Below are 18,464 nucleotides of genomic sequence, written 5' to 3' on the forward strand. Positions count from 1 at the left end.
GCGATGCCCGAGGCTTCCGATTATGCGGCCTTCGCGGGGCGCTACGAGGCCGGCCAGCCGAGCTTCATCGCGCTGAGCCTCGTCGCCGACCTCGAAACGCCGGTGGCGGCCTTCCTCAAGCTGCGCGCGCGGCACGCGGGGCCGGCCTTCCTTCTCGAATCCGTCGAGGGCGGCGCCGTGCGCGGACGCTACTCGATGATCGGCCTCGATCCGGATCTGATCTGGCGCTGCCGGGACGGTGCGCCCGCGATCGCCCGCGGGGCCGACCTGACCCGGTTCGAGGCCGACGGTCGGGCGCCGCTCGCGAGCCTGCGGGCTTTGATCGCCGAGAGCGCCATCGGTGACGAGGGCCAGGATCTGCCGCCCATGGCGGCGGGCCTGTTCGGCTATCTCGGCTACGACATGGTCCGCGCCATGGAGCGGCTGCCGGAGCCCAATCCCGATCCGCTCGGCGTGCCGGACGCGATCCTGATCCGGCCGCGGGTCATGGTGGTGTTCGACTCCATCCGGGACATCATCACCGTCGTCTCGCCGGTTCGGCCTGCCGTCGGTCTCGGAGCCCAGGCCGCTTACGAGGAGGCGCTCCAGCGCCTCGACCGGGTGGCAGAAGCGCTTGAGGGCCCGCTGCCGATCGAGGCGCGGGTGGACCTCGCCGCGGTCGCCCCTCCCGAGCCGGTCTCGAACACGACGCCGAGCGACTTCTCCGCGATGGTGGCGCGGGCGAAGGCGTATATCGTCGCGGGCGACGTGTTCCAGGTGGTGCTCTCGCAGCGCTTCTCGGCGCCGTTCACGCTGCCAGCCTTCAGCCTGTACCGATCCCTGCGGCGCACCAATCCGGCGCCGTTCCTCTGCTATCTCGACTTCGAAACCTTCCAGATCGTCTGCTCCTCCCCGGAGATCCTGGTGCGGGTGCGCGAGGGCGTGGTCACGGTCCGCCCCATCGCCGGCACCCGCCGCCGCGGCGCGACGCCGGCCGAGGATGCCGCTCTGGCCGACGAGCTGCTTGCCGATCCGAAGGAGCGCGCCGAGCATCTGATGCTGCTCGATCTCGGCCGCAACGATGCCGGCCGGGTCTCGCGGATCGGCAGCGTGCGGGTGACGGATTCGTTCTTCATCGAGCGCTACAGCCAGGTGATGCACATCGTGTCGAACGTCGAAGGCGAGCTCGATCCGCGCCACGACCCCCTCGACGCCCTGGCCGCAGGATTTCCGGCCGGCACGGTCTCCGGAGCCCCGAAGGTCCGGGCCATGGAGATCATCGACGAATTGGAGCACGAGAAGCGCGGGCCCTATGCCGGCTGCATCGGCTATTTCGGCGCGCGGGGCGAGATGGACACCTGCATCGTGCTCCGCACCGCGGTGGTGAAGGACGGGCGGATGCACGTCCAGGCGGGCGCCGGGATCGTGTACGATTCCGATCCAACCTCCGAACAGCAGGAATGCGTCAACAAGGCCAAGGCGTTGTTCCGGGCGGCTGAGGAGGCGGTGCGGTTCGCCGCGCAGGCCAAGCGGGGGCAATAGGGGGCGCCGGCAGTCGGGTCGCTCCGCGGCTTGTCCTTGTGCTGGATCCCGGATCGGGTTCCCATGACGCTCCACCTGTCCGGGAAAGGGAGCGGTTCAGAATGAACCGTGCCCCTTTTCCCGGGCGCATGCAGCGCCAGCGGAATGTGATCCGGGACCGAGCACACAACGGGCCGCGTAGCGGCTTCCCACGCGAGCCGGATACCCGGCACGGTTGACCGCTCTGCCCTGAGCGGTCACATCGCCCCCATGCCCGAGCGTGCCGCCGCGATGTCCAACGTCCTCGTCATCGACAACTACGATTCCTTCACGTGGAATCTGGTCCATCTGATTGGCCCGCTCTGCGGCGCCGTCGAGGTCGCCCGCAACGACGCGCTGACCGTCGATGAAATTCGCGCCAAGGCGCCGGACGCGATCGTGCTCTCGCCCGGCCCCTGCACGCCCAACGAGGCGGGCATCTGTCTCGACGTGGTTCGCAATCTGTCTGACGAGATCCCGATCTTCGGCGTCTGCCTGGGCCTTCAGGCGATCGGTCAGGCTTTTGGCGGGGATGTGGTGCGGGCGCCGCTGCCGCTGCACGGCAAGGTCTCGACCATCCGCCACGGTGCGAGCGGCCTGTTCCGCGGCCTCAACGACAGTTTCGAGGCGACGCGCTACCATTCCCTGGTGGTCGACCGCGCGAGCTGCCCAACGGCCCTGAAGGTCACCGCCGAGGCGGATGGCCTGATCATGGGTCTGGAGCATGCCGACCGCCCGCTCCACGGCGTGCAGTTCCATCCGGAGAGCATCCGCTCGCAGCACGGCACCGAGATCGTCAAGAATTTCCTGGATCTCGCCGCCGCCTGGAATGCGGCGCGTGACAGGACCCGCGCCGACGTGCATTGACCCGAAGGAGGCCGGGGCGGCCCGCCGACGGAGCGCATGGACAGTTTCAGACCCCATCTCGCGAAGGTCGCCGGGGGCTTCGCCCTGGACCGCGCCGAGGCGCGCGCGGCCTTCGACGACCTGCTGTCGGGTGAGGTAACGCCGGTCCAGGCGGGCGCTTTCCTCACGGCCCTCAAGGTGCGCGGCGAGACCATCGAGGAGATCGTCGGCGCCGCCGAGGCGATGCGGGCGCGCATGACCCGGGTCGTGGCCCCCGAGGGCGCCATCGATGTGGTCGGCACGGGCGGTGACCATTCCGGCAGCGTGAACGTCTCGACGCTCGCCGCCATTCTCGTGGCCGCCTGCGGCGTTCCGGTTGCCAAGCACGGCAACCGTGCCGCGACCTCCCGCTCCGGCGCCGCCGACGTACTGGCCGCGCTGGGCGTGAAGCTCGGGCTCGATGCTGAAGGTCAGGCCCGCTGCCTGGAAGCGGCAAGTCTCTGTTTTCTCTTCGCCCAGACCCACCACCCGGCGATGCGTCATGTCGCGCCCGTACGCTCGGAGCTGCCGGTGCGGACCATCTTCAACCTGCTCGGGCCGCTGAGCAATCCGGCCGGCGTCGCCTACCAGCTGTTCGGCGTGGCCCAGGAGGCCCTGGCGGAGCCGCTGACCCGGGTGCTCGCCGAACTCGGCAGCCGCCGGGTCTGGACCGTCCACGGATCCGACGGGCTCGACGAGATCACCGTCACCGGTCCGACCCAGGTCGTTGCGCTTGAGGAGGGGCGGATCTCGCGCTTCACCATCGATCCGCAGGATTTCGGTTTGGCTTTGCGGGCGCCCGAAGAACTGCGCGGTGGCGATCCCGCCGACAATGCCCGGGCGCTGGAGGCGGTGCTCGCCGGCGCGCGCAACGCCTACCGGGACATCGCGGTGCTCAACGCGGGTTCTGCCCTTGTCGTCGCGGGCGCCGCGCCGACCCTGGCGGATGGGCTCGCGCGGGCGCAGGATGCGATCGATTCCGGGGCGGCCCGGGCGACGCTCGCCCGCCTTGTCCGAGCTTCGAACGACCACTCAAACGGGCAGGAGGGCCGATGAGCGCCCTGACGCAAGAGCCGACCCGCGAGACCGGCGTCGAGGCGCCGCCGGAAAGGCCGAACGTGCTCGCCAAGATCGAGGCCTACAAGCGCCGTGAGATTGCCGAAGCGAAGCTGCGCGTGCCGCTGGCGAAGCTTGAGCGCAAGGTCGCGCAGGCTGATCCGGTGCGCGGCTTCGCGGCGGCGATCCGTGCGCATCTCGCGGAGAAACGGCCGGCCCTCATCGCGGAGGTGAAGAAGGCCTCGCCCTCGAAGGGATTGATCCGGGCCGATTTCGACCCCGCCACACTGGCTTCGGCTTATCAGGCCGGGGGCGCCACCTGTCTCTCGGTGTTGACCGACGAACCGTCGTTCCAGGGGCGGCCCGATTACCTGACCGAGGCCCGCGCCGCTTGCGGCCTGCCGGTCCTGCGCAAGGATTTCATATTCGAGCCCTACCAGGTCTATGAGGCCCGGGCCTGGGGCGCGGACTGCATCCTCGTCATCATGGCCTGCCTGGATGACGACGAGGCTGTCGCGCTGGTCGAGACGGCGCATCTCCTCGGGATGGATGTCCTGACCGAGGTTCACGACGAAGCCGAACTCGCCCGGGCGATCCCGCTCGGAACCGCGATGATCGGCGTCAACAACCGCAACCTCAAGACCTTCGAGGTCTCGTTCGAGACGGCGATCCGCCTCGGCGCCGCCATTCCCGCGGACCGGATCGCGGTTGCCGAGAGCGGTATCGGCGGCCACGCCGACGTCGCTCGCCTCGGGGAGCATGGCCTCGGCGTCGTGCTGGTCGGCGAGAGCCTGATGCGGCAGGCCGATGTAACGGCGGCGACCCACGCGCTGCTGTTCGGTGACGCCAAGGCCGGCGGCAAGGACACCAAGACCCGGAAGAAGGGTTGAACGATGGAGCCCGGCGCGACGCTCACGCATCTCGATACCAGCGGTGCGGCCAACATGGTCGACGTCACCGACAAGCCCGCCACGGACCGTACCGCCCGGGCGGAGGGTATCGTCGTGATGGAGCCCGGAACCCTGGCGCTGATCCGCGAGGGCGATGCCAAGAAGGGCGACGTGATCGGAACCGCGCGGCTCGCCGGCATCATGGCGGCTAAGCGCACCCACGAGCTGATCCCCCTCTGCCACCCGCTGCTCCTCTCCAAGGTGCGGGTCGAGATCGAGCCCGATGACGCCTTGCCGGGCCTGCGTATCGCCGCCGAGGTGCGGGTGCAGGGGCCGACCGGCGTCGAGATGGAGGCGTTGACCGCCGTCTCGGTGGCGTGCCTCACGGTCTACGACATGGTGAAGGCGGTCGACCGCGGCATGCGGATCGAGGGCATTCGCTTGACAGCCAAGGATGGCGGTCGGTCCGGCGCTTACAGGGCCCCTGTCGTATGAGCGGCCTGATTGCGGTTGCCGAGGCGCTTGCGCGAGTCCTGGCGAGCGTGAGCAGCCCGGTCGAGGCCGAAAATGTACCGCTGGCGCAGGCCGCAGGGCGGACGCTCGCGGCCGATATCGTCGCAAGCCGCACCCAGCCCCCGTTTCCGGCCTCGGCGATGGACGGCTACGCGGTTCGCAGCGCCGAGGCCGCCGTCGCCGGGGCGACTTTGCGCGTGGTCGGGACCAGCGCGGCCGGTCACGGGTTCGCGGGCAGCCTCAGTCCCGGTGAGGCGGTGCGGATCTTCACGGGCGCGCCGGTGCCCGAGGGCGCGGACGCGATTCTGATTCAGGAGGATGCGCAGGCCGAGGGCGGGACCGTGCGCGTGGTCGAACCGGTCGAGCCGAAACGGTTCATCCGCCGCGCCGGGCTCGATTTCACGGCCGGCGAGACGCTGCTCACGGCTGGCTTGGCCCTGGACGCGCGGCGCCTCGCCCTGGCCGCGGCGGCCGGCCATCCGCATCTGCCGGTTCGCCGCCGGCCACGAGTAGCAATCCTGGCTACGGGGGACGAATTGGTCGAACCCGGCGCCACGCCGGCTTGGGATCAGATCGTTGCCTCGAACAGCCTCGCCCTTGGAGCGCTCGCCGCCGAGGCGGGGGCGGAGGTCATCGATCTCGGGATCGCGGGGGACGATCATGCCGCACTGGCAGACGCGTTCCGGCGGGCCCGCGCGTCGCAGGCCGATCTGCTGGTCACCCTCGGCGGCGCGTCGGTCGGCGACCATGATCTGGTGCAGGCGGCGCTGGCCCGCGAAGGGCTCGAACTCGGCTTTTGGCGGGTGGCGCTCCGGCCCGGGAAGCCGCTGATGCATGGCCGCCTCGGCGACATGCTGGTGATCGGGCTGCCGGGGAATCCGGTCTCGTCCATCGTCTGCGGGCTGCTGTTCGTCGTCCCAGCGATCCGTGCGCTCCAGGGAGATCCACTGGCTGGAGCCGACCGCAGCGAGCCGGCGACACTCGGCCGGGCGCTCGACGCCAATGATGGGCGAGCCGACTACATGCGCGCCCGCCTCGCCGTCGAGCCCGGTCGGCTTCCGGTGGCGACACCCGAGCAGCGCCAGGATTCCTCGATGCTGGCAGTCCTGGGGCAGGCCGAGGCGCTGCTGATTCGCGCGCCGCACGAGCCCGCTGTCCGGGCCGGCGATCCGTGCCGGATCATCCGGCTGGACCGCCGCCTGCTCTGACCGAATCTGGCACGACGCGCCAGACCTTGAGCGGCCCGGGCAGATCCAGGGGCACCAGCCGATCGGAGCGTTCCGCGCCGCGGGCAAGCCGGGTGGCGAAGGCCGTCTCGGCCTGCAGATCCTCCGCGGGCCGGGCCGGACAGGCGACGAGGTAGCGCACCGCGTATGTCGTCAGCACCCTCGCGAGGTCTGCCTGCGTTCCGCCAAGCCCTTCGATCGCCGCTGTGAGACCGGGGATCGCCCGGTGATACGGCGCCGCCACGATGGCGTGCGGCGTGTGCAACAGGATCGCCGGGCCCATGAAGATCGGTGCCAGCACGGTGCCGGGTGGCAGCGTCTTGAGGGGCGCCAGCGCCTCTTCGCTGCGGCACGCGATCGCGCCGGCGGGATCGGGCGCTGTCCGTATGGCGGGCGCCAGCGTCTCGGCCAAAACGGCGGGCGCCATCCAGAGCGTACTCACGAGACTGCCGCCGAGGAGCGCGACGCCCCAACGGGGCAGGCCGGCCCGAGGCGCCATATCAGCCCGGAGCGCCCGATCGAGGATGGCGCCCGCGACCAGCGGTACGAAGCCCGACGCGATGTAGAGGCCGCGGAACTGGAACACCCCGAGGATCAGGCCGGGCCAGAGGAACAGGGCCATGACGGCCCAGGCCCGACGCTGCGGACCGCGCCACGTCATCCAGGTCGCGGTCGCGGTGGCGAGCAGCGCGGCCGGATAGAACACCAACGCTTCCCACTGCCCCCGGGCGATGAATTTCGGGAGCGAGGTCATCTCGTTCACCGTGAGCAGCCAGTGGGTTCGCACCAGGGGCGGCATGTCGGGGAACGGGCCGTCCAGGCAGCGTGGAAAGGCGAGGGCGAAGCCGGCGAGCAGGATCGCCCCGGAAAGGAGGGCGAGCGCGCCACGCGCCCGGATCGATGCCATACGTTCAGCGCCCGCTCTGGCGCAGACAGCAAAGACCAAGCCGCCGAGGGCAAGCCACAGCCAGGGCGGCGAGAGGGCGTCGCAGCGTGTGGAGATCCAGAGCGGGGGCGCCGTCTGTGCGGCGAACAGCGCTGGCGCGGCAACGCCGAGTCCCATGCCGAAACCGGTCAGGAGCGGCAGCGCAGGCCGGCCCCGCAGGCACCAATCCCCGACAAGGAACATGCCGGCGACCGCAATCGACGGCAGCCCCTCAAGCCCGACGGCGAGCGACAGCGCCGCCAGCCCGCCTCCGATCAGGCCGGGGCGGAAACCACCCCGGATCATGCAGAGGGCGAGGCCGACGATCCCAATGATCTGGACGTTGTGGTGGTCGACCCGCCCGGCCGCGAACTGGATGGTCACTCCGAAGGTCTGCGTCGCCGCGATGAGGGCGAGCAAGGCGGCGCGGCCGCCGAAATGCGCGCGCGTGCCGCGATAGAGGATGCCGCAGAACAGCGCGAACAGCAGCATCGGCCACAAGGCCGCCGCCAGCCCCTCCGCGAGGGGTCGGCCGGCCAACGGGGTCAGGGTCAGGATCAGCCCGGCGATCGGGGCATCCACCAGACGCGACCAGTGACTTGGCACGCCCGCGGGCGCGAGAAATCGAAGCTGGACGTTATCGTACCAACCCTGACCGGCGAGGAGGTCGCGCACCTCGACGAGACGCATGGCGTCGTCGGTATCCGGCACGCGCAGGTGATGGATCGTCGCCCACAGGTCGGCGGGCGGCACCATCGTGGCAAGGCACAGGCCTGCGAGCACCCAGAGGAGCGTGCGGGGCTCGACCCGGTATGTCGGCCGAGACGTCGGCTGTGCCGGAGCGGGCATGGTACGTGACTGAGACGGGCGGTCGGGGCCCTCGGCCGTGAGGATGCGCCAACAGGCTTAATGAGTGGTCAAGGCGCCTTCGTGGACGGCCGGCCACCTCCCGGAATTTGCCACGATCACCAGAGCTCGGCCGTTGCCCCTGCCGGAAACTGGAATTCGGCTGCGCGATACCCCTGTATCGCCAGCGATTCCTTAACCATGCCTCCGCATCCTGCCCGCAGGTCGGCGCTGCGCGCGTCGTGCGACCCACGTATCGCCGGAGCACGGGATGAGCCACCATACCGAGACGCTGGTGATCGGCGCGGGGCCTGCGGGCCTCACCGCCGCTTACCTGCTGTCGAAGCAGGGCCGGTCCGTCACGGTTCTGGAGCGCGACCCAGCCCAAGTCGGCGGCATCTCCCGCACCGTTTCCCACAACGGCTACCTGTTCGATATCGGCGGCCACCGGTTCTTCTCGAAGTCCAAGGCGGTGGTCGATCTCTGGGACGAGATTCTGCCCAATGACTTCATCGAGCGCCCGCGCCTGTCGCGGATCTACTATCGCGGCCGCTACTATGCGTATCCGCTGAAGGCCTTCGAGGCGCTGAAGAATCTCGGCCTGTTGACCAGCGCGGCCTGCATGGCCTCCTATGCCTGGGCCCGCCTGCGGCCGGTGCGCGAGCCCAAGACCTTCCATGCCTGGGTCCGCAACCAGTTCGGCGAGCGCCTGTTCGCGATCTTCTTCAAGACCTACACCGAGAAGGTGTGGGGCATGTCGTGCGACGCGATCTCGGCCGATTGGGCGGCCCAGCGCATCAAGGGGCTCGACCTTGGCGCGGCGATCCGCGACGGGATCAAACGCTCGCTCGGCCTTCGCAAGCCGTCGAAGGCCGGCGGCCCGGTGATCAAGACGCTGATCGAGTCGTTCCGCTATCCGCGGCGTGGTCCCGGCATGATGTGGGAGGCCGCCGCCGCTAGGATCCGGGCGCAGGGCGGGAAGGTGCTGCTCGACCGCAGCGTCGATTCTCTCAGCTACGATGCCGGCACCGGCATCTGGACCGTGGCGGCCCGCAGCGCCGATGGCAGCCGCGAGACCTTTACGGCCCGCCACGTGGTTTCCTCGGCCCCGGTGCGCGAATTGGTGGACTCGATCCGCCCGCGGCCGCTGAGCACCTTCAACGCCCGGTCGTTGAAGTACCGCGACTTCCTCACCGTCGCCCTGATCGCCAAGTCGCAGAACAATTTTCCGGACAACTGGATCTACATCCACGATCCGTCCGTGAAGGTCGGGCGGGTGCAGAATTTCCGCTCGTGGTCGCCCGAAATGGTGCCGGATGCGGACCATACCTGCCTCGGCCTCGAATATTTCTGCTTCGAGGGCGACGGGCTCTGGACCGCTTCGGATGACGAGCTCGTGGCGCTCGCCAAGCGCGAGATCGGACAGATCGGCCTGATCGATCCGGCCGAAGTGGTCGATGCCTGCGTGGTCCGGCAGGCCAAGGCCTATCCGGTCTACGACGAGGAGTATGCCAATCACGTCGCCACGGTGCGCCGGGAGCTGGAGCGAGATTTCCCGACCCTGCACCTCGTTGGACGCAACGGCATGCACAAGTACAACAACCAGGACCACGCGATGATGACCGCGATGCTCACCGTGGAGAACATCCTTGCCAACAAGCGCCGGCACGATGTCTGGCGGGTCAACGAGGATGCCGAGTACACCGAGGCCGGCCTGTCGGGGGCCGAGGCGGCGCTGAGCAGCGAGCGGCTCGTGCCGCGCAAGGTGGCCTGACCGGCGACAGGGCGCAGGCCGCGTCACCGGCGCGGCTTGTCCCTCGAACAGGCGGCTCTATCGTTCGCTCCCGGACACGCCCGACACCAGGGCGGCCGGGAGGAAGTAGTACGATGCGATCCTTGATCATCGCCGCTCTGTTGGCGGGCGTCGCCGCGCCGGCCCTGGCGCAGGGCGCCGCCCCCGCCGAGACCAAGGCCAAAGCCGACGACCTGCAGAAGCTCGAAGGCATGCACAGCACGAACACGCAGGCCGCCCCCGAGATTCCGCAGACCGGCCGGCGCGCCGACGCGATCCGCAAGAACCTGTCGAAGATCAAGCTGCCGGACGGCTTCAAGATCGATCTCTACGCCGTGGTGCCGGATGCCCGCGCCATCGCGGTCGGCCCCAATGCCGGGGTGCTGTTCGTCGGCACGCGCAAGAGCAAGATCTACACGGTCACCGACCGCGACAAGGATAGGGTCGCCGACGAGGTCCGCGCCTTCGCGCCGGGCATCGACTTCAAGATCCCAAACGGCGTCTGCTTCTCGAAGGACGGCGTGCTCACCGTGGTGGAGCAGAACCGCGTGCTGGCCTTCCCGGCCGCCGAGTTTTTCTATGAGAACCCGGATGTCGCCGCGGGCGTGCTGATCAAGCAGGGCGATCTGATCCCGGCCGCGGAAGAAAGCTTCAACCACACCGCCCGGGTCTGCCGGGTCGGCGCCGACGGCAAGACCTACATCGCGCTCGGGCAGCCCTACAACGTGCCCCCGGCCGACAAGATGGACCTCTACAAGAAGGTCGGCATCGGCGGCATCATCCGTATCGACGCCGACGGCAAGAACCGCGAGGTCTACGCGACCGGCATCCGCAACTCGGTCGGGATGGATTTCAACACCGACAAGACGCTCTGGTTCACCGACAATCAGGTCGACGGCATGGGCGACGACAAGCCGCCGGGCGAGCTGAACCACGCCACGAAGGCCGGCGAGAATTTCGGCTTCCCGTGGTTCGGCGGCGGTGCCGTGCGGACCGTCGAGTACAAGGACCAGACGCCCCCCGCCGACGCGGTCGCGCCGATGGCCGAACTGCCGCCGCACGCGGCCGATCTCGGCATGACCTTCTACAACGGCAAGCAATTCCCGGCCGCCTACAAGGGCGGAATCTTCATCGCCGAGCACGGCTCGTGGAACCGCACCCAGCCGATCGGCGCCCGGGTGATGTTCGCCAAGCTCGGGGCCGACGGGAAGGTCGAGTCGGTCAAGCCGTTCGCGGAGGGCTGGCTGACCGGCGACGGCGAGTATCTCGGACGCCCGGTGGATGTGGCGGTGATGCTCGACGGCTCGCTGCTGGTCTCGGACGATTCCGCCGGGGCGATCTACCGGATCTCGTACGAGAAATAGGGCGTTCTTCCCTCCCCCTTGTGGGGAGGGATCGAGGGTGGGGGGGTGGTTCAATATGAAGCGCGCCGGTGCCTCCTGCACCACCCCCACCTCCAACTCCTCCCCGCAAGGGGGAGGAGAGTTCCGTTGCGCAATCCGAGCCCCGATGATGATCCGTCCGCTTCTCGTTCTGCTCGCCACCCTCATCCCGCTCGCGGCCCAGGCCGGCGATGCCGCCGCGGGTAAGAAGCGCGCGACCGCCTGCCAGACCTGTCATGGGATGGACGGGCTCTCGAAGCTGCCGGAGGCGCCGAACCTCGCCGGGCAGGTCGAGCCCTATCTCGTCAAGCAGCTCACCGACTACCGCGACGGCAAGCGGCAGAACGAGATCATGAACGTGGTCGCGAAGGAGCTGGCGGACGCCGATATCGCCAATCTGGCGGCGTATTATTCGGGGATCCAGATCGACGTGCTGCCGCCGGGGTGATCCGCGCGGCTCCCTCCCCCGCAGAGGGGGAGGGGAAGCACGTGGTGGATCAATCGTCCATCTTCAGCGCGGCGATGAACGCCTCCTGCGGGATCTCCACGCGCCCGAACTGGCGCATCTTCTTCTTGCCTTCCTTCTGCTTGTCCAAAAGCTTGCGCTTGCGCGAGATGTCGCCACCGTAGCACTTGGCGGTGACGTCCTTGGACAGGGCCTTGATCGTCTCGCGGGCGATGATCTTACCGCCGATCGCCGCCTGGACGGGGATCTGGAACAGGTGGCGGGGGATCAGGTCCTTCAGCTTCTCGCACATGGCCCGACCGCGCGACTCGGCACGGGTGCGGTGGACCAGCATCGAGAGGGCGTCCACCGGCTCGGCGTTCACGAGGATCGACATCTTCACGAGGTCGCCCTCGCGGTAATCCGACACGTGGTAGTCGAAGGAGGCGTAGCCCTTCGAGATCGACTTCAGCCGGTCGTAGAAATCGAACACCACTTCGTTCAGCGGCAGGTCGTAGACCACCATGGCGCGCTTGCCGACGTAGTTGAGGTCGATCTGGACGCCCCGGCGGTCCTGGCAGAGCTTGAGCACACCGCCGAGGTAATCGTCGGGCGTCAGGATCGTGGCGCGGATCCAGGGCTCCTCGATCAGCTCGATCTTCATCACGTCCGGCATGTCGGCCGGGTTGTGCAGCTCCTTGATCTCGCCGTCGCGCATCCGCAGCCGGTAGACCACGGACGGCGCGGTCGAGATCAGGTCGAGGTTGAACTCCCGCTCCAGCCGCTCCTGGATGATCTCCAGATGCAGGAGCCCGAGGAAGCCGCAGCGGAAGCCGAAGCCGAGGGCGGCCGAACTCTCCATCTCGTAGGAGAACGAGGCGTCGTTCAGCCGGAGCCGGCCCATGGCCGAGCGCAGGTTCTCGAACTCCGCCGCGTCCACCGGGAACAGGCCGCAGAACACCACCGCCTGCACTTCCTTGAAGCCCGGCAGCATCTCGGTGGTCTGGCGCTTGTCCTCGGTGATGGTGTCGCCGACCCGGGTGTCGGCCACCTCCTTGATCGAGCCGGTGAAGAAACCGACCTCGCCGGGGCCCAACGCGTCGATATCCGCCATCTTCGGCCGGAACACGCCGATCCGGTCGACGCCGTAGACCGCGTCGGCGCCCATCATGCGGATGGTCATGCCCTTCTTGAGGGTCCCATCGATGATCCGCACCAGCACCACGACGCCGAGATAGGCGTCGTACCAGCTGTCCACGAGGAGCGCCTTCAGCGGCGCGTCGCTCTTGCCCTTCGGGGCCGGCAGGCGCGTGACGATTGCTTCCAGCACCGCCTCGATGTTGAGGCCGGTCTTGGCCGAGATCGGCACGGCGTTCGAGGCGTCGAGGCCGATCACCTCCTCGATCTGCTCCTTCACCCGGTCGGGCTCGGCGGCCGGCAGATCGACCTTGTTGAGGACCGGGACGATCTCGTGGTTGGCGTCCAGCGCCTGATAGACGTTGGCGAGCGTCTGCGCCTCCACGCCCTGGGAGGCGTCGACGACCAGCAGCGAGCCCTCACAGGCTGCCAGCGAGCGCGACACCTCGTAGGCGAAGTCGACGTGGCCGGGCGTGTCCATCAGGTTGAGGACGTAATCCTTGCCGTCCTGCGCCTTGTATTCCAGGCGCACGGTCTGCGCCTTGATGGTGATGCCGCGTTCCTTCTCGATATCCATCGAGTCGAGCATCTGCTCGGACATGTCGCGCAGCGCGACGGTGCCGGTGGCCTGGATCAGACGATCTGCGAGCGTCGATTTGCCGTGGTCGATATGCGCGACGATCGAGAAGTTGCGGATGGTTTCGATCGGGGCTGTCATCGGCATTCCGTTCGGGCGCGCGCCAATGCGCACCGTCTGACATCAGGGCGAGTTCGATGGGGCGGCTCACGCGCGAGATAGCAGCGCGGGGGGAAGGCGCCAAGCGCGCCCGCAACCGGCGCGCTATCCTGTCACCGGGCAAGCAGAAAGACGGGGACCGGATTGAACCGGCCCCCGTCCGGGCACACGAAGGTGTTGGCTGCGAAGCGCGGGCCGCCTCAGCGGCCGCGATCGCGGATCAGGCGCTCGATCTCGGCCTCGCCGTGGGAGCGCGCCTTCGCCTCGGTCGGATGCTTCCGGTCCGAACGCTGGTGCAGCTTGCCGTGCTTGCGGATGCTCCACTGGAACAGGGAGCCGCTCTCGCCGACCGGTTCAACATCGAGGCTGAAGGGGTAGGTGTCTGTCTGCGTTTCGCTCATGGAGCCGATATGGGGCAGTCGGCGGCATTTCGCCATGCCCCTTCGCGAAGTCCTTGCGCGCTAGCCCTGCGCATCGCTCGCGCGCGCCCGCGCGGCCATGGCAACCAAGCTCTTGCGCAGCGCACCCATGTCGGAGACGCGCTCCGGATAGACGACCCGGGCGGTCCGCTCGTTGGCCATCAGATCCATCCCCTCGGGGTCGAGCCCGGTGAGCCGCCAGGGCAGCCCGGCCTCGGCGCCGCTGCCGGCGGCGTAAAGGGCGAGCGCATCGGCGTGATCGGCATTCATATGCTCCACCGCCCCGCGCTCGCCGGCCACGATGGCCTCGGCGCCGGCGAGATCGAGCAGCAGCTGATCACGGGTCAGTGTCGCGGCCTTGGCGAAGCCGCCGTTGAGGTGGCCCGCTTCAGGATCGAGGGCGAAGAAGCCGAAATCGGGGAAGTCGGCGTAGAGCTTGGCTTTGGGGTGACGGGCCAGGAACCGCTCGCGCGCCCGCGTCTCGCCCGTCTGCGTGGCCCGCCCGACCACGGTGAGCCGGGGATGCGCAAGGGGATCGCCCTTGCCGGTCTGGGCGAACAGCAGCGAGCAGCGCGGATTTGTCAGCAGGTTCCGGGTGTGGGCCGAGAGCCGCGACAGCAGCATCAGCGGCGTGCCGTCGGCATCCGTGGCGATCGTGACGAGCGAGGCGAAGGGCGTGCCGTCCGGGTCCAGCGTTGCCAGCGCGCCGGATCGGATGCCGCGTAGCAGGCTCCGGGCGAGGCCGATCGCGTCGAAGGGCGCCGCGTCGGCCGGCAGCGGCCGGGCGGGTCCCCGCGGTTCGGATGCGTTTCCGCCGGTCTCGCCCATGCCGTTCCTCCCCCTCGCGAATTGCCGCTCGACGCGCCCGCCACGTTAGCGGGGCCAAGGCCGGCGCGCGAGGCGGACGGCCCGCGTCAGATCGGCCGTTACGGCCAAGCTATGACCGCCGCTCGCTTTTTCCGATCGGCCGTACTAAAGCACCTGTCCCTTTGCGCGCGCCGGGCTGCGCCGAAACCGCCCGGTACGCGCTCTTGTCTGCCCCTCGGGGGCCGGGATGCGGCGCGGCCTGTGCGTAAAGCCGGGACCGCGCCCGAACCCGTTCAGTCAGGGACCGCGCATGCCGACCATCGCCCTCGTCGACGACGACCGGAACATTCTCACCTCGGTGTCGATCGCGCTTGAGACCGAAGGCTACCGCATCCAGACCTACACGGACGGCGCCTCCGCCCTCGATGGGTTGCGCCATTCCCCGCCGGATCTGGCGATCTTCGACATCAAGATGCCGCGCATGGACGGGATGGAGCTTCTCCGGCGCCTGCGGCAGAAATCTGACCTCCCCGTGATCTTTCTGACGTCGAAGGACGAGGAGATCGACGAGTTGTTTGGGCTCAAGATGGGCGCGGACGACTTCATCCATAAGCCGTTCTCGCAGCGTCTGCTGGTGGAGCGCGTCAAGGCGGTGCTCCGCCGCTTCGCCAAGGAGGCGCCCGGCGCCACGCCGCGCGGGGCCGAGGAGATCGCGGCCCGCTCGCTCGAGCGCGGCCTGCTGATGATGGATCCCGAGCGCCACACCTGCACGTGGAAGGGCGAGCCGGTAACGCTGACCGTCACCGAGTTCCTGATCCTGCAGGCGCTCGCCCAGCGCCCCGGCGTCGTGAAGAGCCGCAATGCCCTCATGGACGCGGCCTACGACGATCAGGTCTACGTCGATGACCGGACCATCGACAGCCACATCAAGCGCCTGCGCAAGAAGTTCAAGGTGACCGACCAGAGCTTCGACATGATCGAGACGCTCTACGGCGTCGGCTACCGGTTCAAGGAGGCGTGATCTTCGGAATCCGCCGCGTGTCCGCTCGCATACAGACCCAGACCGAGGAGGCTGAACCCCGCACCTCCCTGGCCAAAGCCCTCTCCCGCCCCCTGACTTGGCCCCGTGCCCTCTGGGACGCGATCGGCCAGCGCGCCTCGTCGAGTCTGACGCGCCGTATCGTCGTGCTCAACCTCGTCGGGCTGATCGCCTTGCTGGTCGGGTTTCTGTACCTCAATCAGTTCCGGCAGGGCCTGATCCAGGCGCGAATCCAGAGCCTTGCTATACAGGGCGAGATCATCGCGGGCGCCATCGCGGCCTCGGCCTCGGTGGACACCGACACGATCCGCATCGACCCCGACAAGCTGTTGCAGCAGCAGGCCGGCGAGGCCGCGGAGGAGGAATCGCAACCGCTCGCCTTCTCGCTCAACCCCGAGAAGGTGGCGCCGCTCCTCTCGCGCCTCGTCACGCCCACCGGAAACCGCGCGCGGGTCTACGATCAGGAGGGCGGCCTCCTGTTCGACACCCGCACCTTGTTCAAGCGTGGCGATGCCGGCCGGCCGGACCCGCTGGAACCCAGGCCGCACAAGCCCGGGATGCTCGAATCGGCCTTTCAGACGGCTCAGACCAAGCTGAGCGCATTGTTCCGCAGCCGGGCTGAACCTGCGGAGGAGAGCGGCCCGCTGAACGGCCATTCACTCCGCGAGGTTCAGGCGGCGCTCGGCGGCAATCGCGGCAGCCTCGTCCGCCGCAACAAGCAGGGCGAGACCACCGTGTCGGTCGCCGTGCCGATTCATCGGGCTGGCTCGGTGCGCGGCGCGCTGCTGATCTCGACCCAGGGCGACGCCATTGACCGGGTGATCGCCTCGGAACGGTTCGGCCTGCTGCAGGTGTTCCTCGTCGCCTCGGCGGTGATGGTGGTTCTGTCGTTCCTGCTGGCCGGCGCCATCGCGGGCCCGGTGCGCCGCCTCGCCGAGGCCGCCGAGAAGGTTCGCATGGGCATCAAGACCCGCGAGGAGATCCCGGACTTCACCGAGCGCACCGACGAGATCGGCCACCTGTCGGGGGCTTTGCGCGACATGACCCAGGCGCTCTATCGGCGGATCGACGCGATCGAGAGTTTCGCGGCCGATGTCAGCCACGAGCTGAAGAACCCGCTGACCTCGCTGCGCAGCGCCGTCGAGACCCTGCCGCTCGCCAAGTCCGACGATTCGCGCGGCCGGCTGATGGCGATCATCCAGCACGACGTGAAGCGCCTCGACCGGCTGATCAGCGACATCGCCGACGCCTCGCGCCTCGACGCCGAGCTCGCCCGGGCGGAGGCCCGGCGGGTCGATCTGCGGCGCCTGCTGACCACCGTCGTGTCTGTCGCCAACGAACGGCGGCGGGCGAAGGACTGCCTGATCCAGCTCGATGTGGAGCCGACGGGGTTCGACAACGAGGCGCCGTTCACGATCATCGGCCATGACAGCCGGCTCGGCCAGGTCGTCAACAACCTGCTCGACAATGCCCGCTCGTTCTCGCCCAGCGACGCGAAGGTCCGCGTCGTGCTGCGCCGGGTGCGGGGCGAGGTCGAGCTGATCTGCGAGGACGAGGGGCCCGGTATCCCGGAGCATGCCCTGGAGCGCATCTTCGAGCGCTTCTACACCGACCGCCCCGAGCAGGGCTTCGGCCAGAATTCCGGGCTCGGTCTGTCGATTTCCCGTCAGATCGTGCAGGCCCATCGTGGTACCATCCGCGCCGAGAACCGCCCCGGTGCCCCCGACGAGGACGGCGAGCCCACCGTGCGCGGCGCGCGCTTCATCGTGCGTTTGCCGGCCGCGCCGCGCCAGCTCCACGCGTGACCACCACGCTTCATGGCGCCTGCTGCACGCTCCGCGGCGGCGGCATCCTGATTCGCGGCGAATCCGGTTCGGGGAAGTCGAGTCTCGCGCTGTTGCTCGCCAGCCTGGAGGATGGAGCCTTTGTGGCGGACGACAGGATCGTCTGCGCGGTCAGCGGCGGGCGCGTCCGGGGACGCCCCCATCCTGCGCTTGCCGGCCGTGTCGAGGTGCGGGGGCAGGGCATTCTTTCGGTGGCCGAGCTGGGGGTCGCGTCCTGCTCCGAGGCGACACTGGATCTCGTCGTGGATCTCGTGGCCGTATCCCCGCGCTTGCCGGAGCTGCCCGGGACGGCGGACCTGCTGGGGGTCCCGCTCCCGTGCCTCATCCTCGATCACGGCGTCCGCGCCGCCGGATTGGCACCGCTCCTCATCCGTGCGGCACTGCGAAAGTCGGAGTCGTGACTTCGCAGCCGCACAGGCGCCCCGAATCGCTCACCGGTGGTGCTGACCCATGGCGTAAGCGGGGCGGCCGTGCCATGATCGTGGCAATGTCCGGGCAAAAAAGTCGCGTTCGCCTTGTGGGGGGCTGTGCGATGCACAACATGGCGGCACTCATAGGACGTTGGAACACGTGTCGATGATTGGCATGGTGCTCGTCACTCACGGCCTCCTGGCGACCGAGTTCAAGGCCGCTCTGGAGCACGTGGTCGGCCCCCAGGATCAGATCGAAACGATCACGATCGGGCCGGAAGACGATATGGAATTGCGGCGGCGGGACATCATGTCCGCGGTCTGTCGCGTGAATACCGGTGAGGGCGTGGTTGTGCTGACCGACATGTTCGGCGGCACACCGTCGAATCTCGCGCTGTCGTGCATGAACGGCGGCTCGGTCGAGGTAGTGGCGGGCATCAATCTGCCGATGCTGATCAAGCTCGCCAGCGTCCGCGACGAGGAGAATCTCGGCGACGCCGTATTGCACGCCCAGGAGGCGGGGCGGAAATACATCAACGTCGCCTCGCGCGTCCTGGCGGGCAAGTAAGTCGC

17 protein-coding genes are annotated in these 18,464 nt (G+C 68.7%); 13 read left to right on the forward strand and 4 right to left on the reverse strand.

Annotated elements, in window-relative coordinates; genetic code table 11:
• Positions 1–3 precede the first annotated feature (3 nt).
• From trpE to glp, 6 genes are all read left to right on the forward strand, one after another.
• Positions 4–1,521, forward strand: coding sequence for an anthranilate synthase component I (trpE, locus tag MKK88_RS31715; protein WP_244007441.1), 1,518 nt, complete (start codon positions 4–6; stop codon positions 1,519–1,521).
• Between the two features lie 270 nt (positions 1,522–1,791).
• Positions 1,792–2,406, forward strand: coding sequence for an anthranilate synthase component II (locus MKK88_RS31720; protein WP_244007951.1), 615 nt, complete (start codon positions 1,792–1,794; stop codon positions 2,404–2,406).
• A 36-nt stretch (positions 2,407–2,442) separates the two neighbouring features.
• Positions 2,443–3,480: an anthranilate phosphoribosyltransferase gene (trpD, locus tag MKK88_RS31725; protein ID WP_244007444.1), complete on the forward strand. Its 1,038-nt coding sequence runs from the start codon at positions 2,443–2,445 to the stop codon at positions 3,478–3,480.
• Complete coding sequence (trpC, locus tag MKK88_RS31730) at positions 3,477–4,370, forward strand: indole-3-glycerol phosphate synthase TrpC (RefSeq protein ID WP_244007446.1); 894 nt, start codon at positions 3,477–3,479, stop codon at positions 4,368–4,370. The genes trpD and trpC overlap by 4 nt, the downstream gene beginning before the upstream one ends.
• Positions 4,371–4,373: 3 nt before the next feature.
• Positions 4,374–4,865 carry a cyclic pyranopterin monophosphate synthase MoaC gene (gene moaC / locus MKK88_RS31735; protein ID WP_244007448.1) on the forward strand — a complete coding sequence of 164 codons (492 nt, stop codon included), beginning with the start codon at positions 4,374–4,376 and terminating at the stop codon, positions 4,863–4,865.
• Entirely contained in the window at positions 4,862–6,091 is a 1,230-nt protein-coding gene (gene glp / locus MKK88_RS31740; protein ID WP_244007450.1) for a gephyrin-like molybdotransferase Glp, read from the forward strand. Before moaC ends, glp begins: the two co-directional genes overlap by 4 nt.
• Here glp and MKK88_RS31745 read toward each other — a convergent pair.
• Positions 6,063–7,883 (reverse strand): hypothetical protein, encoded by a 1,821-nt coding sequence (locus MKK88_RS31745; RefSeq protein WP_244007452.1) that lies wholly within the window; start codon positions 7,881–7,883, stop codon positions 6,063–6,065. The genes glp and MKK88_RS31745 overlap by 29 nt on opposite strands.
• 268 nt (positions 7,884–8,151) lie before the next feature.
• Between MKK88_RS31745 and MKK88_RS31750 the strand changes: the two genes are divergently transcribed.
• From MKK88_RS31750 to MKK88_RS31760, 3 genes are all read left to right on the forward strand, one after another.
• Positions 8,152–9,654: an NAD(P)/FAD-dependent oxidoreductase gene (locus MKK88_RS31750; protein ID WP_244007454.1), complete on the forward strand. Its 1,503-nt coding sequence runs from the start codon at positions 8,152–8,154 to the stop codon at positions 9,652–9,654.
• A gap of 113 nt (positions 9,655–9,767) precedes the next feature.
• A complete protein-coding gene (locus MKK88_RS31755; protein ID WP_244007456.1) occupies positions 9,768–11,036 on the forward strand; it encodes a PQQ-dependent sugar dehydrogenase in 1,269 nt (422 codons plus the stop codon).
• A 148-nt stretch (positions 11,037–11,184) separates the two neighbouring features.
• On the forward strand, positions 11,185–11,502 hold the full coding sequence (locus MKK88_RS31760) for a c-type cytochrome (RefSeq protein WP_244007458.1): 318 nt from the start codon (positions 11,185–11,187) through the stop codon (positions 11,500–11,502).
• Between the two features lie 49 nt (positions 11,503–11,551).
• Here MKK88_RS31760 and lepA read toward each other — a convergent pair whose 3' ends face one another.
• From lepA to MKK88_RS31775, 3 genes are all read right to left on the reverse strand, one after another.
• Positions 11,552–13,354 carry a translation elongation factor 4 gene (gene lepA / locus MKK88_RS31765; RefSeq protein ID WP_244007460.1) on the reverse strand — a complete coding sequence of 601 codons (1,803 nt, stop codon included), beginning with the start codon at positions 13,352–13,354 and terminating at the stop codon, positions 11,552–11,554.
• Between the two features lie 218 nt (positions 13,355–13,572).
• Positions 13,573–13,773: a hypothetical protein gene (locus MKK88_RS31770; RefSeq protein ID WP_091714603.1), complete on the reverse strand. Its 201-nt coding sequence runs from the start codon at positions 13,771–13,773 to the stop codon at positions 13,573–13,575.
• Between the two features lie 60 nt (positions 13,774–13,833).
• Positions 13,834–14,619 (reverse strand): HugZ family protein, encoded by a 786-nt coding sequence (locus MKK88_RS31775; RefSeq protein ID WP_244007462.1) that lies wholly within the window; start codon positions 14,617–14,619, stop codon positions 13,834–13,836.
• 289 nt (positions 14,620–14,908) lie between these two features.
• Here MKK88_RS31775 and MKK88_RS31780 point away from each other — a divergent pair, with 289 nt between their 5' ends.
• From MKK88_RS31780 to MKK88_RS31795, 4 genes are all read left to right on the forward strand, one after another.
• Positions 14,909–15,619, forward strand: coding sequence for a response regulator transcription factor (locus MKK88_RS31780; RefSeq protein WP_244007464.1), 711 nt, complete (start codon positions 14,909–14,911; stop codon positions 15,617–15,619).
• A 68-nt stretch (positions 15,620–15,687) separates the two neighbouring features.
• Positions 15,688–17,442: a sensor histidine kinase gene (locus tag MKK88_RS31785; RefSeq protein ID WP_279602715.1), complete on the forward strand. Its 1,755-nt coding sequence runs from the start codon at positions 15,688–15,690 to the stop codon at positions 17,440–17,442.
• The gene (locus tag MKK88_RS31790) at positions 17,439–17,882 is read left to right on the forward strand and encodes an HPr kinase/phosphorylase (protein WP_244007468.1); all 444 of its coding nucleotides are present in this window, start codon (positions 17,439–17,441) and stop codon (positions 17,880–17,882) included. The genes MKK88_RS31785 and MKK88_RS31790 overlap by 4 nt, the downstream gene beginning before the upstream one ends.
• Positions 17,883–18,057: 175 nt before the next feature.
• Positions 18,058–18,459, forward strand: a complete 402-nt coding sequence (locus MKK88_RS31795) for a PTS sugar transporter subunit IIA (protein WP_091714599.1) — start codon at positions 18,058–18,060, stop codon at positions 18,457–18,459.
• Positions 18,460–18,464 lie beyond the last annotated feature (5 nt).

It is taken from the genome of Methylobacterium sp. E-005 (genome assembly GCF_022829725.1).
In the GTDB taxonomy this organism is placed as follows: domain Bacteria; phylum Pseudomonadota; class Alphaproteobacteria; order Rhizobiales; family Beijerinckiaceae; genus Methylobacterium.

Coding starts and splice junctions, on each gene's coding strand:
- MKK88_RS31770 (WP_091714603.1), bottom strand. CDS start 13,773: ATGAGCGAAACGCAGACAGACACCTACCCCTTCAGCCTCGATGTTGAA.
- MKK88_RS31795 (WP_091714599.1), top strand. CDS start 18,058: ATGATTGGCATGGTGCTCGTCACTCACGGCCTCCTGGCGACCGAGTTC.
- MKK88_RS31720 (WP_244007951.1), top strand. CDS start 1,792: ATGTCCAACGTCCTCGTCATCGACAACTACGATTCCTTCACGTGGAAT.
- glp (WP_244007450.1), top strand. CDS start 4,862: ATGAGCGGCCTGATTGCGGTTGCCGAGGCGCTTGCGCGAGTCCTGGCG.
- moaC (WP_244007448.1), top strand. CDS start 4,374: ATGGAGCCCGGCGCGACGCTCACGCATCTCGATACCAGCGGTGCGGCC.
- MKK88_RS31745 (WP_244007452.1), bottom strand. CDS start 7,883: ATGCCCGCTCCGGCACAGCCGACGTCTCGGCCGACATACCGGGTCGAG.
- MKK88_RS31760 (WP_244007458.1), top strand. CDS start 11,185: ATGATCCGTCCGCTTCTCGTTCTGCTCGCCACCCTCATCCCGCTCGCG.
- trpC (WP_244007446.1), top strand. CDS start 3,477: ATGAGCGCCCTGACGCAAGAGCCGACCCGCGAGACCGGCGTCGAGGCG.
- MKK88_RS31750 (WP_244007454.1), top strand. CDS start 8,152: ATGAGCCACCATACCGAGACGCTGGTGATCGGCGCGGGGCCTGCGGGC.
- trpD (WP_244007444.1), top strand. CDS start 2,443: ATGGACAGTTTCAGACCCCATCTCGCGAAGGTCGCCGGGGGCTTCGCC.
- lepA (WP_244007460.1), bottom strand. CDS start 13,354: ATGACAGCCCCGATCGAAACCATCCGCAACTTCTCGATCGTCGCGCAT.
- MKK88_RS31780 (WP_244007464.1), top strand. CDS start 14,909: ATGCCGACCATCGCCCTCGTCGACGACGACCGGAACATTCTCACCTCG.
- MKK88_RS31755 (WP_244007456.1), top strand. CDS start 9,768: ATGCGATCCTTGATCATCGCCGCTCTGTTGGCGGGCGTCGCCGCGCCG.
- MKK88_RS31775 (WP_244007462.1), bottom strand. CDS start 14,619: ATGGGCGAGACCGGCGGAAACGCATCCGAACCGCGGGGACCCGCCCGG.
- trpE (WP_244007441.1), top strand. CDS start 4: ATGCCCGAGGCTTCCGATTATGCGGCCTTCGCGGGGCGCTACGAGGCC.